The organism is Acidovorax sp. SRI_002, assembly GCF_057586455.1.
On the sequence record NZ_JBYCZW010000006.1, the window covers coordinates 445,606 to 459,279 of the forward strand.

General features: G+C 62.1%; 12 protein-coding genes and 1 pseudogene. 8 read left to right on the plus strand and 5 right to left on the minus strand.

Going from position 1 to position 13,674, the window contains the following annotated elements:
- Nucleotides 1-9: 9 nt before the first annotated feature.
- The 3 genes from AC2YJX_RS18935 to AC2YJX_RS18945 are packed head-to-tail and all read right to left on the minus strand — an operon-like array spanning nucleotide 10 to nucleotide 1,960.
- Entirely contained in the window at nucleotides 10-813 is an 804-nt protein-coding gene (locus AC2YJX_RS18935) for an ABC transporter substrate-binding protein (RefSeq protein WP_487256953.1), read from the minus strand.
- Nucleotides 810-1,577 carry an HD-GYP domain-containing protein gene (locus AC2YJX_RS18940; RefSeq protein ID WP_369801381.1) on the minus strand — a complete coding sequence of 256 codons (768 nt, stop codon included), beginning with the start codon at nucleotides 1,575-1,577 and terminating at the stop codon, nucleotides 810-812. The genes AC2YJX_RS18935 and AC2YJX_RS18940 overlap by 4 nt, the downstream gene beginning before the upstream one ends.
- Nucleotides 1,574-1,960 carry a response regulator transcription factor gene (locus AC2YJX_RS18945; RefSeq protein ID WP_055399596.1) on the minus strand — a complete coding sequence of 129 codons (387 nt, stop codon included), beginning with the start codon at nucleotides 1,958-1,960 and terminating at the stop codon, nucleotides 1,574-1,576. Before AC2YJX_RS18945 ends, AC2YJX_RS18940 begins: the two co-directional genes overlap by 4 nt.
- A 75-nt stretch (nucleotides 1,961-2,035) precedes the next feature.
- Between AC2YJX_RS18945 and AC2YJX_RS18950 the strand changes: the two genes are divergently transcribed.
- On the plus strand, nucleotides 2,036-2,749 hold the full coding sequence (locus tag AC2YJX_RS18950) for a response regulator (protein WP_218298812.1): 714 nt from the start codon (nucleotides 2,036-2,038) through the stop codon (nucleotides 2,747-2,749).
- Nucleotides 2,750-2,757: 8 nt separating this feature from the next.
- Nucleotides 2,758-3,495, plus strand: coding sequence for a response regulator (locus AC2YJX_RS18955; protein ID WP_436130242.1), 738 nt, complete (start codon nucleotides 2,758-2,760; stop codon nucleotides 3,493-3,495).
- A 219-nt stretch (nucleotides 3,496-3,714) separates the two neighbouring features.
- On the opposite strand, the pseudogene AC2YJX_RS18960 reads toward AC2YJX_RS18955, so the two are convergent.
- Both AC2YJX_RS18960 and AC2YJX_RS18965 read right to left on the minus strand, forming a co-directional pair.
- Nucleotides 3,715-5,499 (minus strand): annotated as a pseudogene (locus tag AC2YJX_RS18960) (methyl-accepting chemotaxis protein).
- A 49-nt stretch (nucleotides 5,500-5,548) separates the two neighbouring features.
- Nucleotides 5,549-6,001, minus strand: a complete 453-nt coding sequence (locus AC2YJX_RS18965; RefSeq protein ID WP_228897342.1) for a chemotaxis protein CheW — start codon at nucleotides 5,999-6,001, stop codon at nucleotides 5,549-5,551.
- Nucleotides 6,002-6,278: 277 nt separating this feature from the next.
- On the opposite strand from AC2YJX_RS18965, the gene AC2YJX_RS18970 reads away from it, so the two are divergent.
- The 6 genes from AC2YJX_RS18970 to hslU all read left to right on the plus strand — a co-directional run bounded on the left by AC2YJX_RS18970 (nucleotide 6,279) and on the right by hslU (nucleotide 13,662).
- On the plus strand, nucleotides 6,279-7,514 hold the full coding sequence (locus AC2YJX_RS18970) for a class I SAM-dependent rRNA methyltransferase (RefSeq protein ID WP_487256954.1): 1,236 nt from the start codon (nucleotides 6,279-6,281) through the stop codon (nucleotides 7,512-7,514).
- Between the two features lie 126 nt (nucleotides 7,515-7,640).
- A complete protein-coding gene (locus AC2YJX_RS18975; RefSeq protein ID WP_487256955.1) occupies nucleotides 7,641-8,696 on the plus strand; it encodes a CobW family GTP-binding protein in 1,056 nt (351 codons plus the stop codon).
- Nucleotides 8,697-8,877: 181 nt separating this feature from the next.
- Nucleotides 8,878-9,675 (plus strand): RNA polymerase-binding protein DksA, encoded by a 798-nt coding sequence (gene dksA, locus AC2YJX_RS18980; protein ID WP_487256956.1) that lies wholly within the window; start codon nucleotides 8,878-8,880, stop codon nucleotides 9,673-9,675.
- Between the two features lie 42 nt (nucleotides 9,676-9,717).
- Nucleotides 9,718-11,481 carry an STAS domain-containing protein gene (locus AC2YJX_RS18985; protein WP_487256957.1) on the plus strand — a complete coding sequence of 588 codons (1,764 nt, stop codon included), beginning with the start codon at nucleotides 9,718-9,720 and terminating at the stop codon, nucleotides 11,479-11,481.
- Between the two features lie 181 nt (nucleotides 11,482-11,662).
- On the plus strand, nucleotides 11,663-12,229 hold the full coding sequence (hslV, locus tag AC2YJX_RS18990; protein ID WP_055399580.1) for an ATP-dependent protease subunit HslV: 567 nt from the start codon (nucleotides 11,663-11,665) through the stop codon (nucleotides 12,227-12,229).
- Between the two features lie 107 nt (nucleotides 12,230-12,336).
- Nucleotides 12,337-13,662, plus strand: a complete 1,326-nt coding sequence (gene hslU / locus AC2YJX_RS18995) for an ATP-dependent protease ATPase subunit HslU (RefSeq protein WP_487256958.1) — start codon at nucleotides 12,337-12,339, stop codon at nucleotides 13,660-13,662.
- The last annotated feature ends 12 nt before the right edge of the window (nucleotides 13,663-13,674 follow it).

The window sequence follows — 13,674 nt, forward strand, 5'->3', positions numbered from 1 at the left end:
GCAGGGGCATCAGTTCAGGAGGATGCTTTCGAGTCCGTGGCGCCGTGCTGCCGTTTCCAGGCGGCCGTCATGCCGAATCCGGGCGACAAAAGCGTTGAGCACGGCTCGCCATTCGACGTCGCCTGGTTTGCTGGCATGGGCGTAGGGGAGCGTATAGAACGGCTTGGGGGGGGGCACCAGTGCGGCCCATTCCGTGCTTTCGATCAGTGCGCGACCGTAGGGGTAATCGGTCATGAAGACGTCCACGCGGCCCGCAATGAGCTCGCGTTCGCGCGTCTGTGGCAGGTGGATGGAGACGAGACCTGCATGCTTGAGGCGTTGCCGCATGACGGGCTCCATGAACGTTCCAGCCTGCACGCCTACCTGCACGCCGGGTTGGTCGATGTCACTCCACTGCCGCACGATGCGGCTGGTGCGTGTGGTTACGGCATAGATATCGCTTTGCAAATAGGGCGTGGAGAACTGGAGTTGCTCCATGCGCTGCGGCAGCATGGCGATGCCGAACATCGCTACATCGCATGTGCCTGCCTGCAGGTCCTGCACCAAGGTGACAAAGGAGGAGTCCACGAATCGCAGCTTGACGCGCAGATCAGACGCCAGTGCCGTAGCCAGATCGATGTCCAGGCCGCTGAGCTGGCCGGAGCGCGGGTCCCGAAACGAGATGCGCTGGTACGCGGGCCAGATACAGACCCTGACTTCACCCCGGGCCTGAACGCGGTCCTGAACCTCACCTGCTGTGGCGCCCCAGGAGGCCAGAGCGGTAGCCAGGAGCATGAGCACCGCAGCCTGCACTCGGTATGTACGGAAGATCATGGTGCCTCCTGCTTGCGGTTGATCAGGTCGGCGAAGGTCATGCGTCCGACCGTGACTTGCTCACGCAAGGCCGAAATGGCGGCGCTGTTGCGCAGGAAGCAGTCCACGATATCCGGGTCGAAGGCTTTGCCTCGTTCTGCCAGGAGCATCTCCAGCGCTTTTTCGTGGCTGAAGGCCGGGCGGTAGACGCGGTCCATGGTCAGGGCGTCGTAGAAGTCCACAATGGTCACAATGCGCCCCGACAGGGGGATGGCTTGGCCTGCCAACTGGTTCGGGTAACCCTTGCCATCCCAGCGTTCATGGTGTGCAAGCGCAATTTCGGCGGCCACCTGGAACAGCGCGATGCGCGATTTTCCCAGGATGTCTGCCCCGATGGCAGGGTGCCGGTTCATGATCATGCGCTCCTGAGGCGTGAAGGCACCAGGTTTCTTCAGCACGTCGTCAGGAATGCCGATCTTGCCAATGTCATGCATGGGGGCCGCCTTGCGCAGCATCAGGGCGTAGTCCTTGGACTCGCCCAGAAAAAGTGCCAGGGCCTCGGCCAGGAATCCGATGCGCACGATGTGGATGCCTGTGTCATCGTCTTTGTATTCCGCCGCCATGGACAGCAGAAACAGTGCCTCATGGTGGGCGCGGGCCACTTCCTGCAACGCCTCGTTGCGTTCCTGGTACATGCGCCCCAGATCGAAGACGATCTTCTCCATCTGGTCGGCCGCCGCAGGGCTGAACTGGGTATTTTCGCGTGCAGCTGCAACCATGTTCATGGCGCCTCGCCGGGGGTTGTGCCCAGGTGGTTGATGGTTTCGATCAGTTTGAGGGGGCTGAAGGGCTTGAGCAGATAGGCGTCGGCCCCGGCCATCATCCCCGCCTCGATATCCTGGCTTTGCCCGCGAGCCGTCAGCAGCACCACCCAGGGTTTGCCCAGCGATGGGTCGCTTTTGACAAGGCGGCACAGATCGAGTCCGTCCATGCTTCCGGGCATCATGATGTCCAGCAACAGTAACTGGGGGCGCAGCGTTCGCACGGCCTCCAGGCCCTCGTCGGCGTTGACGGCTTCATGGATGTCGTGGTCTTCGAACTCCAGGGTCATGCGGATCAGTCGGCGGATATCCGCATGGTCTTCGATGATCAGAATGCGTTTGTTCATGGTTGGGCACTTGCTGTAACTATTTTATCAATTTTATCACAAAAGTGATTTCTCGAAGTGATAAAATTCGCCACTATGGAACTCAGTCTTCTCTCTTCGCTGCCGGTGGATTGCAGTACCCGTGATGTGGCGCGGGTGCTGGGTATGGCGGTTCGTTCTGTCCAGCTGATGGTGGACCGGGGTGAGCTGGAGGCCTGGAAAACACCAGGAGGTCATCGGCGCATCGCGAAGGCATCGGTCGAGCGCTGGCTGGCCCAGCGGCAGGGTCAGGGCCAGCCCGTTGTACCGGTTGCCGAAGTTGCCGTGTCTGGTGTGGTGGTCGCGCCAGACGATGGGGTGGTCAAAGCTGCTCCCAGGCGCGCCGAGCAGGTCGGCGCTTCTCGCGAACCAGCGGGTACACACGGCCAGCGGGTGTTGCTGATCGAGGATTCCGCACATTTCCAGACCCTGGTGAAGCTGTTGATGGCGCACGATTTCCCGCAAGTGGAACTGCATGTGGCAGACGACGGCATCGTTGGCTTGGCGATGGCGGGCGAACTGCAGCCGGATGTGCTGATTGTGGACATCCTTCTTCCTGGCATTGATGGCGCAACGCTGATTGCGCGTCTGCGCTCGCATCCCCAGTTCCAGCGCAGCCGTCTGATCGTTGTGACCTCGCTCGACGAAGAGCAGCGCAGTCCCTACGCCTTTGCGCTGGCCGGGTTGCCTGTGGTGCACAAGCCCCGCTTGGTGCAGGAGCTGCCTGCGTTGTTGGCGGGGTTCCTACGTCCTGTGGCCGAGAAGGCCTGAGCGCCGTCGTGACGCAGCCGCGCGTGCTGTTGGTTGAGGACGATCCGTCAGTGCGCCGGTTTGTCCAGATGGCGCTCGATCCCCTCGGCGTGAATCTGGTGCCATGCGCCACGCTCGCCGAGGCGAAGCAGGCGCTGACCACCGAAGTGGCACCCCTGGTCCTCACGGATCTGACCCTGCCCGATGGCTCCGGCCTTGATCTACTGGTTTGGATGCAGACAAATCTTTCGCCTCAGGGAGCGGCCTGCCGCACCGTGGTGTTCAGTGGTGGGATTGACCCAGCCACGCAGCGCCGGTTGGAGTCGCTCAACGTCTGGCGCGTTCTGCACAAACCCGCCTCCGTGGGGGCGCTGATGGCGTGTGTTTCTGAGACTCTGGCCAGCCTCGACTTGGGGGCTCAGGCCGATTCCGCCGTCGTCACCGTTGCTCAACACAATCCAGTGGCCGAGTTTTTCGGCGGCAACCGAGCGCTTTACGAAGCTTATCGACAGGCATGCCTGGCCCGGTTTCCTCAAGATGTAATGGAAGGCGATCTGGCCGTGGCGGCGCAAGATGCACAGGCGCTGCGGCGCGTGGCGCACAACCTCAAGTCAGTGTTGACGATGCTGGGTGAGGCGCCAGCTGCCCAGTGTGCGCGAAGCACCGAGGAGTGGGCTGCAGGGGGCGATTCTGACCTTATGCAACAGGGATGGCGACAGTTGCGGCAGCAGGTGCTGCGTGTGGTTTCTGTTCAAGGCGAAAATTGAATCCTTTGCATCTCGCAAACGGCTGCCTATTGCCGGTACGTGGATCATTTCACAGCTTCTGAACAATAGAAAAACCACCCGAAGGTGGTGATTCCAAGGGGACTTCAACAGCAGACGTCTGGCGTCTGGCCTTGAGGCTGTCGGGCTTGGAGTGCCGATAGCGAAAGTTGCCCCTGGGGGGGCAACTTGCAGCCGACGTTTTCCAAGTCCGGCGGGTTCCTAGAAGTTTTCCCATTCTTTCTCTGCATGTGGAGCGGCAGTCACGAGTTTTGCCGAAGGCAGATGCGCCACGCCCGATTTCGCCATTGCGACACTTCGGACAGCCGCCTTGATGGCGGAAGTTGCTGATCGCTGGTTTGGGGCTTTCCGGGCCATCGGCGGCCGTGAAGCATATGTGGTGGACGTGCTGAGCGCTCCTTGTGGGGACACCACCGCAGGGCGCTCTTCCAAAGCCAAGGGCGAAATCTTGAAGGAGGAAACCACGTTGACCAGCTCCGCTGCCTGGGTGTTGAGGCTGCTGGCTGCTGCTGCCATTTCCTCCACCAGTGCTGCGTTCTGCTGGGTGGCCTGGTCCATCTGGGTGACGGCTTCGTTCACCTGGTCCACGCCCTGGCTCTGCTCGGAACTGGCTGCGCTGATCTCCGCCATGATGTCGGTAACGCGGCCAATTGCCGAAACCACGTCGCTCATGGTCTGGCCTGCCCGGTCCACGAGGGCGGAGCCGGCTTCTACCCGTTCCACACTGGCACCGATCAGCACTTTGATTTCGCGCGCGGCGTCTGCGGATCGGCTTGCCAGGCTACGAACCTCGCTCGCAACCACCGCAAAGCCCCGGCCTTGTTCACCCGCACGGGCGGCCTCCACGGCGGCGTTCAGGGCCAGGATGTTCGTCTGGAAGGCGATGCCGTCAATGACGCCGATGATGTCCGAGATCTTTCGGGAGCTGTCGTTGATGTCTTTCATCGTGCGGACCACGTCTGCGACAACTTCGCCGCCTTGGCTTGCCACGTTCGACGCGTTCTGCGCGAGCTGATTGGCTTGGCGGGCGTTCTCGGCGTTCTGGCGAACCGTCGAATTCAGCTCCTCCATCGATGCTGCGGTTTCTTCCAGTGCACTGGCCTGGTTTTCGGTGCGTGCCGAGAGATCGCTGTTGCCCGCCGATATCTCCGCGCTGGCAGTGGCCACGCTGTCGGAGCCTTGGCGTACCTGCGAGACAACCTGTGTCAGCGATGTCTGCATGTCGGAGAGCGCTTGCAGCAGCGGGCTGAATTCATCGTTGGCGTTGTCAATGACCTCTCCGGTCAGGTCGCCATCGCGCACGCGGGCTGCGATCACTTGCGCTTCTGACACCCGGCGCTGAAGGACGCTGCCGACATACCAGGAAAACACCATCAAACCGGCTGCAATCGCCGCGACGGCTGCCACAAGGCTGTAAAGGGTCTGTTAGGCGTCGACTTCGATTTCTTGAAGGCTTTCGCTCAGCAAACTGTTTTGGTGTTGCTTTTGCTTGCTCAGCATCTCCAGCACCACGTTGCGGGCAGGAATCGTCTTGGCGACCAGAAAGTCGAAGCCTTCTTCCTTGTTACCTTGCTCAATCAACTGGATGTTTTGCCCTGCGATCTGCCAGAACGTGCCCAGCGCCTGAACGAGTGCAGCGTATTCAGTCTTTTCGGTGGTGGTGACAGCAGTTTTTTCCAGTGCCAACTGGTCGGTGTCGATCAGTTTCTTTTTCTCCGCAACGTCCGCCAAGGTGGCCTTCAGGTCGCTGGGTGTCCTGACCAGCAGCGCATGGCGCAACTGGAGAGATGATCGTGTGACGTTGAGCTCCATGGCTGCCAGTCGCAACTGGTGGGGAACGGACTCTGTGGCGACCTTTCGGGTTTGGGCGGTGACCTCGGAGAGGTTGAACCATGCGAGAAGCGCGACCAGGGTCAGGCCACTGATGAGTGCGAAGGACAGCAGGTGCAGGCGTTTCGCAATGCCGAATGCTCTGAAGAAGTTCATAGGGATTCCGTGTAGGTGTGTTTGTGTTTCGTGGCAATGCGACAGCGTGTCATTGCACGGTGAGGGGCGATGGCAACGAGGGTGCCAAGAGCTTTTCGATGTCGAGCAGGATGAGCATCCGGTCATCGACCGATCCGATGGCCAGCAGGTGGTCCCGATCCACGTCCATGTCGAGTGCAGGGACAGGGCGCAATTGCTCTCTCTCCAGCGTGAGCACATCAGACACGCCATCCACCACAACGCCCACGACGCGCTGACCAATGTTGAGCACGATCACAACGGTCAGATGGTCATAGCGAGCCTCTGGCAAGCCCAGCTTCAGGCGCAGGTCGATGATGGGCACGATCACGCCGCGCAGGTTGACCACGCCCTTCAGGTCGGCGGCGGCATTGGCGATGGTGGTGGGCTTTTCGTACGAACGGATCTCCTGCACCCGCAGGATGTCTACGCCGTACTCCTCGTTGCCGATCTTGAATGCAAGGAACTCGCGAAGATCGGTCAAGACCGTTGGGGCTGCATCAGGGATAGAACCCAGGCTGGATAGGGTGTGAAGATTCGCTGGCATGTCTTTTTGATAAAAATGATAGTTGTGCGAATTCTAAGAAGATTGAATCACATTTGTCAAATAAATGATTTTCAAAATGATAAATATGCTTCCATCACCAGCGCTGTCGTGCGTTCTTCTGTGCAAATGGGCGGGCTTGCTGCGGGGGGCCGCGCATGCTGTTTTTCAAGGGATGATGGTTGGACGGCAGCGGTGAGCCCGCACAATCCGGGGCATGAAAACCCTTCGCCTTCGCCCTGGCAAAGAGCGCTCGCTCCTGCGTCGCCACCCCTGGATCTTCGAATCGGCCATCGCCAAGGGCGGCGGCGACAGCGGCGAGACCGTGCGTGTGGAGTCGCACGAAGGCCAGTTCCTGGCTTGGGCCGCCTTCAGTCCGACCTCGCGCATCCGCGCACGGGTGTGGAGCTTTGACGAAGCACAGCGCATTGATGCTCCTTTTTTTATAGCTTCTTGCGCCCGATCCATAATCGCCAGAGCCCGATTTGATGTGCAAAGTGATGGCGTGCGTCTGGTGCACGGCGAATCCGACGGTCTGCCGGGGCTCATCGTGGACCGCTATGGCGATACGCTGGTGGCGCAGTTCACCAGCGCAGGCACCGAGCGCTGGAAGGGCGTGATTGCCGATGCGCTGCTGCGCGAAACGGGGCTGACCAAGCTCTACGAGCGCTCGGATGCCAGCGTGCGTTCGCTGGAGGGCCTGGAGCCCGCCACCGGCTGGCTGCGCGGCGGGCCCTCGGGTGCGGCAGGTGATGGCGAGGGGCCGCCGCTCGAACTCACGATCCGTGAACACCAGTGGCGTCTGACGCTCAACATCGCTGAGGGCCACAAGACCGGCTTCTACCTGGACCAGCGCGACAGCCGCCAGCGGTTTGCTGACTACACCCAGCGCCTGGGTTTCAAGCATGTGCTCAACTGCTTTTGCTACACCGGCGGCTTCAGCGTGGCGGCACTGGCGGGCATGCGTGCAGCAGGCACCGTGGCCGATGGGCATGTGACGTCCATCGACTCGTCCGGTCCCGCCTTGGAGCGGGTCCGTGCGCACGTGGCGCTCAACGGCTTCGACCCGAACCGCGCGAGCTTTATGGATGCCGACGTGAACGCTTCACTGCGCCAGTTCCTCAAGGAGGGCCAGCGTTTTGACGCCATCATCCTCGACCCGCCCAAGTTCGCACCCACTGCTGCGCACGCCGAGCGGGCCGCGCGGGCCTACAAGGACATCAACCGGCTGGCGCTGCAACTGCTGACCCCGGGCGGGGTACTGTTCACCTTCTCGTGTTCGGGCGGCATCAGCGCCGACCTGTTCCACAAGATCGTGGCGTCGGCGGGCGCGGATGCGGGCGTGGACGGCTACATCCTGGAGCGCCTGGGCGGCGCGCCCGACCACCCCATGACGCTGGAGTTTCCGGAAGGGGAATACCTCAAGGGCTTGGTCGTGATGCGCAAAGGGTGAGCCCGGCGGCGTCCGGCAGGGGCTTGACAGCCTCGGTACACTGAAAAAACGCCCCCTGTGCGGGGCCCTGCAGCCCGCAGCATCGGGCTGCAGTGCATGTATTTGATTCCCTTGAAAGACAGATTTATGGCACTGATCCCCGTCACTATCCTCACCGGCTTCCTGGGCTCGGGCAAAACCACGCTGCTCAAGCGCCTGCTCTCCGAAGCCCATGGCCAGAAGATCGCCGTGATCGAGAACGAATTCGGCGAAGAAAACATCGACAACGACATCCTCGTGACCGAGTCCAAGGAGCAGATCGTGCAGATGAGCAACGGCTGCATCTGCTGCACCATCCGCGAAGACCTGCGCGAGACGCTGCAGCTACTGGCCGCCAAGAAGCGCAAGAACCTGCTCGAGTTCGACCGCATCGTGATCGAGACCACCGGCGTGGCCGACCCCGGCCCGGTGGCGCAGACCTTCTTCATGGACGAAGAAATCGCCGAGACCTACCTCATCGACTCCATCATCACCCTGGTGGACGCCAAGCACGCACCCCAGCAGCTCAATGACCGCCAGGAAGCGCGCCGCCAGGTGGGTTTTGCGGACCAGATCTTCTTGTCCAAGACCGACCTGGTGTCCAAGGACGAGACCGAGGCGCTGATCCATCGCCTCAAGCACATGAACCCGCGCGCGCCCATCAAGGCCGTGCATTTTGGCGAAGTGCCGCTCAAGGAGGTGTTGGACCTGCGCGGCTTCAACCTCAATGCCAAGCTGGACATCGACCCAGACTTCCTCAAGGAAGAAGGGGATGGGCATGACCACCACGACCATGACCACGAACATGGCGAGCACTGCAGCCACCCCTCGCACCAGCATGGCCATGGTCACCACCATCACCACGACGATGATGTGAAGAGCTTCGTTTACCGCTCCGACCGGCCATTCGACCCGGCCAAGCTGGAGGACTTCCTGGGGGCCATCGTGAATATTTACGGCCCGCGCATGCTGCGCTACAAAGGTGTGCTTAATATGAAGGGCACTGAACGCAAGGTGATCTTCCAGGGGGTGCACCAGCTCATGGGAAGCGATCTGGGACCCCAATGGGCCGAGGGTGAGACGCGCACGAGCAAGATGGTCTTTATTGGCATTGACCTGCCCAAGGACATCTTCCTGCAGGGGCTGGAACAAAGCCTGGTCTGACCCTCACCGGGGCCTGTGCCGCCCAGGGGAGAACGGCGTGTTTGTGTTGTATCTGCAACGTTTTCGTTTGCGTCAGCCCAGGTCGATACAATCGCGCCCCGGTAAAACCCCGGAAGGCTTGCCACCCGCCCTTGGCTGCGAATGCAGCTAGGGCCCGCCCGTACTGCGAGGAGACCAGGAAGTGAAAGCCGACACCAGCAAATCCAAGGGGACCACCAAGGCAACCCCTGCCGCGGCGAAAAGCGCCGCCGCCCCAGCGGCACCCAAAGTTGCTGCGAAGGCCACTGCCAAGGCTGCTGCGGCGCCCAAGGTGGCCGCACCCCCCGCCGTGGCGGCTCCTGCTCCGGCACCCGTGCTGCAAGCAGGCTCGCAGGTACCCGTGCGCACAACCCGGCCTTCTTCACGATTGGCCCAATTGACCGTACCATCCATGGCACAGACAGTGGCTTCGACCGCTGCCAAAGCCAGTTATCTACATACCATGCCCACGACCGCGCAAGCACAGCCTACGTATACGGCTGCCAAAAAAGACCCCAAGCTGGCGAACAACTGGAAAACCAAGTCCGCCGCTGAGTTGACCGATGCCGAAGTCATGGCCATGCCTGACGACGAGTACATGAACGACAAGCAGATGGCCTTCTTCCGCCTGAAGCTGGTGCAGCTCAAGCAGGAGATCCACAACAGCGCTGGTGAAACCACCGAACACCTTCGTGAAGACACCGTGGTGGTGCCCGATCCGGCCGACCGCGCCACGATCGAAGAGGAACATGCCCTGGAGCTGCGCACCCGCGACCGCGAGCGCAAGCTGCTCAAGAAGATCGAGCAGTCCATTGCCCGCATCGACGCAGGTGACTATGGCTACTGCGACGAAACCGGCGAACCCATTGGTGTGGGCCGCCTGATTGCCCGTCCCACTGCCACGTTGTCCCTCGAAGCACAACAACGCCGCGAACTCAAGCAGAAGATGTTTGGTGATTGACCGGGCCGTCTGGCCTGATCAACCCCAAGCGCACCCTGAGCCATGAGCAAGGAAGAAACCACCCCCGGAGGCCTGCTGTCGAAGGTGGTTCGGTTCGTGAAGAACCCGACGGTGAACTGGACCGAGCTGGACTCCATCCAGGACGACCGGGAGAGCCAGTACAGCAAGCAGATGCTCAAGGAGATGATCGAGCGCAAGCGCCGCAACGACTTCGTGCGGCGCCGCGAGTTCGATCAGCTGCGCAAGCTGCGTCAGCGCGAGGTGCTGCAAGGCCAGCGTGTGGAAGACGCCGCAGGGCGCCCCTCGTTCTTTCAGAGCAGCATGGCATCGCCCGACGAGCGGGCCGTCACGCTCAAGAAGATCGACGAGATCGAAGCGCAGATGTCGCAGCAGTGGTGGAAGAGCAAGCAAGGTGCAGAGGCTCCCACGCAACCCGGCGCCATGCCTGTTGCTGCCGACGCAGCTGCGTCCTCTGATTCCGCCCACGCAAGGGCGTATGCGCCCACGGCACCCGGCAGCCTGCCAGCGCCCCTCGAAAACAAGGCCGGTGTCCAGCCGCTGTTTGCCGATGACAGCATGGCCATTGGCCGGTTTGGCGGCACCGATGCGCAAATGCTCGCGGGTGCAGGTCCTGGCGAAGCGTCCTTCAGCCTTGCGGCAGCTACTGCGGTAACGCCAGCGCCCGCATCCGAACCGGAGGAATTCGTGCACGAACCCGATTTAGAAGAAGCTGCCATCCGGTTTGCCAATGGCGACCACGCTGGGGCTGAGTCCGGCCTGCTCGATGTGCTGGCCCAGCACCAGCAGGATGCGCCCGACGACCAGCTCGAAATCTGGATGACACTGTTCGACCTGTACCGTGCAACGGGCCAGCACGACCGGTTTGACACCCTGGCCATCGACTTCGCCGCCCAGTACAGCCGCTCCGCTCCGCTGTGGTTTTCCATGCCCGAGCAATTGGGCATGGCACCGCCCGCCGCAGCGGCTGCGCCTGGAACGGCTGCAGCCGCACCGGCAGGCGCGGTGCGCCGCGATTTCAGCTGGAACGCGCCGCCCACGCTGGCTGTGTCTTCGGTGGCCGCACTCCAGGCCTCGCTGGCACGCGCCGCCTCGCCCTGGACCCTGTCCTGGGCCCGCTTGGGCGCTATCGATGACGCTGCCGTGCCTTTGCTGGTGGACCAGTTCACCCAGTGGGCCGAGCGTGATGTGCAACTGGTGTTCTCCGGGGTAGAAAAGCTCAACGCCCTGCTGGATGCCAAAACCCAGTCCGGTGACCGCTCTACCAGCCCTGAGTGGTGGAGCCTGCGCATGGCGGCGCTGCGGCTCATGGGCAAGCCAGATGAGTTCGAGCTGGTGGCGCTGGATTACTGCGTCACCTACGAAGTCTCACCGCCGTCGTGGGCGTCGCCGCGCTGCGGGTATTCGGACAACGAGGGTGTGTCTTCGGGCTCGGCGCCTCTGGCGGCCGACAGTGACTTCATGGCCTCCGACCTGGGTGAGTTGTCCGCCCCCGCTCCGCTGGAGGCGGGCCCCGTGGCGCAGCTCAGCGGCTATATCGATGGTGATGCCACGCCATTGCTGGAGCCTTTCCAGGCCTTCCTGCGCCCGGGTGTGCCGCTGACCATTGTCTGCGACAAGCTCATTCGTGTGGACTTCGCGGCTGCGGGCTCGGTGCTCAACTGGGCGGCCGAGCAGCAGGGCCACGGCCATGTGATCCAGTTCCAGAACCTGCAGCGGCTGGTGGCAATTTTCTTCAACGTGATCGGTATCAACGAGCACGCTTGGGTGGTACCCCGAAAGAACTGATACCTCCATGGGACGCACCACCAGTGCGGCGGAGCAACCCTTGCGCGCCGGCTGGGTGCGGGCCGTGATCGTTGCATAGTTTTTGGGTGGGCTGCAGGGCCACAGATTCGGTGGCTGCTCGTGGCAGTTAGCGTTCGGCGTCGCCTTGAAAGCGCCGCCCGTGCCCTCAACTGCCGCAGCTATGGACTCATCAAACGACAACCATCCGGTGTTCCACGGCACCACCATCCTGAGCGTACGCCGCCAGACGCCCCAGGGCGTTCAAGTGGCCATTGGCGGGGATGGCCAGGTCACCCTGGGCAACATCGTGGTCAAGGGCACGGCGCGCAAGGTGCGCAAGCTGCACCACGGCAAGGTGCTGGCCGGTTTTGCGGGCGCCACGGCCGATGCCTTCACCCTGTTTGAGCGCTTTGAAGCCAAGCTCGAAAAACACCAGGGCCACCTGGTGCGGGCAGCCATTGAACTCACCAAGGACTGGCGCACCGACCGCGTGCTGCGCCGCCTCGAAGCCATGCTCGCCGTGGCCGATCTGGAGGCCTCGCTCATCATCACCGGCAATGGCGACGTGCTGGAGCCCGAGCAGGGCATCGTGGCCATTGGATCGGGCGGGGCCTACGCGCACTCGGCCGCCAAGGCGTTGCTCAACCACACCGACCTCTCTGCGCAGGACATCGTCAAGAAGTCGCTGGAGATTGCTGGCGAGTTGTGCATCTACACCAACATGAACCACACCATCGAGACCTTGTAGGTCGGGTGTTTTTTGCAGGGCGGTCTTGACCGCATTTGATACGTTTTTGATAGCTGCTAGCGCTTGATAGATAAGCGCTAGAGCCCAATTTGACTGGAATTTTCGCCATGTCGTCCATGACCCCCCAGGAAATCGTCTCCGAGCTGGACCACCATATCGTGGGCCAGGCCAGCGCCAAGCGTGCCGTGGCCATTGCGCTGCGCAACCGCTGGCGCCGCCAGCAGGTCGAAGGCAGCCTGCGCCAGGAGATCACACCCAAGAACATCCTCATGATCGGCCCGACCGGCGTGGGCAAGACCGAGATTGCGCGCCGCCTCGCCAAGCTGGCCGATGCGCCCTTCATCAAGGTCGAGGCCACCAAGTTCACCGAGGTCGGCTACGTGGGCAAGGACGTGGATTCCATCATCCGCGACCTGGCGGAGATGGCCGTCAAGCAGACGCGCGAATCCGAGATGAAAAAGGTGCGCGCCCGCGCCGAAGATGCTGCCGAGGAGCGCATCCTGGACGTGCTGATTCCCCCGGCCCGTGCAGCCGCAGGCACCGAGCCCGCGGCTGACAACACGGCCCGCCAAGTCTTTCGCAAGAAACTGCGCGAAGGCGCGCTGGCCGACAAGGAGATCGAGATCGATGTCGCCGAAGGCCGCCCGCAACTCGAAATCATGGGCCCCCAGGGCATGGAAGAAATGGCCGAGCAGTTGCGTGGCATGTTCAGCCAGGTGGGGCAGGACAAGCGCAAGACCCGCAAGCTCAAGATTGCCGAGGCCCTCAAGCTCATCACCGACGAAGAGGCGGGCAAGCTCGTCAACGAGGAAGAGATCAAGACCCGCGCCGTTGCCAATGCCGAGCAGAACGGCATCGTCTTCATCGACGAGATCGACAAGGTGGCTGCGCGCCAGGAAACCAGTGGTGCCGACGTGTCGCGCCAGGGTGTACAGCGCGACCTGCTGCCGCTGGTGGAGGGCACCACGGTGTCCACCAAGTACGGCATGATCAAGACGGACCACATTCTGTTCATCGCATCCGGGGCGTTCCACCTGTCCAAACCCAGCGACCTGATCCCGGAGCTGCAGGGGCGCTTCCCCATCCGGGTCGAGCTGGAGTCGCTGTCGGTCAAGGACTTTGAGGCCATCCTCACGCAGACCCATGCGTCCCTGGTCAAGCAGTACCAGGCCCTGCTGGCCACCGAAGGCGTCACGCTCGAATTTGCGCCCGAGGGCATCACGCGCCTGGCGCACATCGCCTTTGAGGTGAACGAGCGCACGGAGAACATCGGTGCACGCCGCCTGTCCACGGTGATGGAGCGCTTGCTGGACGAGGTGAGTTTTGATGCGACCCACCTATCGGGTCAGACCATCACCATTGACGCTGCCTATGTGGACGCCCGTCTGCAGACACTGAGCCAGGACGAGGACCTTTCACGCTACATCCTGTGACCACTCGGTCAA

Bases quoted from the DNA above. Each gene is read 5' to 3' on its own strand.
- AC2YJX_RS18935 (WP_487256953.1), bottom strand. From the start codon at position 813: ATGATCTTCCGTACATACCGAGTGCAGGCTGCGGTGCTCATGCTCCTG.
- AC2YJX_RS18940 (WP_369801381.1), bottom strand. From the start codon at position 1,577: ATGAACATGGTTGCAGCTGCACGCGAAAATACCCAGTTCAGCCCTGCG.
- AC2YJX_RS18945 (WP_055399596.1), bottom strand. From the start codon at position 1,960: ATGAACAAACGCATTCTGATCATCGAAGACCATGCGGATATCCGCCGA.
- AC2YJX_RS18950 (WP_218298812.1), top strand. From the start codon at position 2,036: ATGGAACTCAGTCTTCTCTCTTCGCTGCCGGTGGATTGCAGTACCCGT.
- AC2YJX_RS18970 (WP_487256954.1), top strand. From the start codon at position 6,279: ATGAAAACCCTTCGCCTTCGCCCTGGCAAAGAGCGCTCGCTCCTGCGT.
- AC2YJX_RS18975 (WP_487256955.1), top strand. From the start codon at position 7,641: ATGGCACTGATCCCCGTCACTATCCTCACCGGCTTCCTGGGCTCGGGC.
- AC2YJX_RS18985 (WP_487256957.1), top strand. From the start codon at position 9,718: ATGAGCAAGGAAGAAACCACCCCCGGAGGCCTGCTGTCGAAGGTGGTT.
- hslV (WP_055399580.1), top strand. From the start codon at position 11,663: ATGGACTCATCAAACGACAACCATCCGGTGTTCCACGGCACCACCATC.
- hslU (WP_487256958.1), top strand. From the start codon at position 12,337: ATGTCGTCCATGACCCCCCAGGAAATCGTCTCCGAGCTGGACCACCAT.